The organism is Candidatus Hydrogenedentota bacterium, from assembly GCA_016791475.1.
GTDB lineage: Bacteria > Hydrogenedentota > Hydrogenedentia > Hydrogenedentales > JAEUWI01 > JAEUWI01.
This window is the reverse complement of record JAEUWI010000405.1, coordinates 1-546: the sequence shown is the minus strand read 5'-3', so window position 1 is coordinate 546 and position 546 is coordinate 1. Positions and strand designations below refer to the sequence as shown.

Genomic DNA, 546 nt, shown 5'->3' with positions numbered 1-546 from the left:
TGTTGCGTTCGCTGATCCCCAGAACAGCAGCCACCTGCGCACGGTTTCCGGCATGCCGGATCAGGCTCTGGCGCAGGCATTCGCGCTCCACATCGGCCAGTTTCGGCTGGTGTTCGAAGGCGTAGATCACGGCGTCGTCCCGGCGCGACAACAGCGGCCCGAAATGTTCCGGCCGGATACGCTCGTCCCGGCCGGCCAGGATCGCCGCCCGTTCGATCAGGTTGCGCAGTTCGCGCACATTGCCCGGCCAGTCGTAGGCAACCAGCAGTTTTTGCGCCTCGGCAGTCAGCTTGCGTTCGATGCCGCGCGAGAAGCGTTGCAGGAAATGCATGGCCAGCAAGGGAATGTCGTCGCGCCGCTCGCGCAGGGGCGGCACCTGAATGACGAAACTGGCCAGCCGGAAATAGAGATCGCTACGAAAACTGCCGACCTGGCTCAGTTCGGCCAGGTCACGGTTGGTGGCCACGACGAAGCGCACGTCGGCCTTCAGCGTCTTCGCTCCGCCGACCCGTCGGAAGGTGCTTGTCTCCAGCACCCGCAGCAGCT

At 64.7% G+C, this 546-nt stretch carries 1 protein-coding gene; it reads right to left on the bottom strand.

Going from position 1 to position 546, the window contains the following annotated elements; translation table 11 throughout:
• Positions 1-546, bottom strand: a 546-nt coding sequence (locus JNK74_29920) for a sigma-54-dependent Fis family transcriptional regulator (GenBank protein MBL7650388.1), incomplete at both ends; no start/stop codon positions are given.